This window comes from Photorhabdus viridis (assembly GCF_040256935.1).
In the GTDB taxonomy this organism is placed as follows: Bacteria; Pseudomonadota; Gammaproteobacteria; order Enterobacterales; family Enterobacteriaceae; genus Photorhabdus; species Photorhabdus viridis.
Map to the genome: position 1 here is coordinate 1 of NZ_JBEJZY010000470.1, position 223 is coordinate 223.

Here is a 223-nt window from a genome sequence, read left to right on the forward strand (position 1 = left end):
CGATATGCCGGGCGGGGAGCCTATCGGCTCGGTGATTGCCAATTACGAATTTGATGCCAGCTCGCAGGATATTGCCCTGTTGCGTCATATCGCCAAAGTATCAGCCGCGGCTCATATGCCCTTTATTGGCGCGGTCGGACCAGCCTTTTTCGGTAAAAAAACCATGGAAGAGGTGGCGGCGATTAAAGACATCGGCAGCTACTTTGACCGCGCTGAATACATC

Annotated in this window: 1 protein-coding gene; it reads left to right on the forward strand. The window is 53.4% G+C overall.

The window, feature by feature from the left end; all coding sequences use genetic code 11:
- Positions 1 to 223, forward strand: a 223-nt coding sequence (locus ABR397_RS24180; RefSeq protein ID WP_350307896.1) for a type VI secretion system contractile sheath domain-containing protein, incomplete at both ends; no start/stop codon positions are given.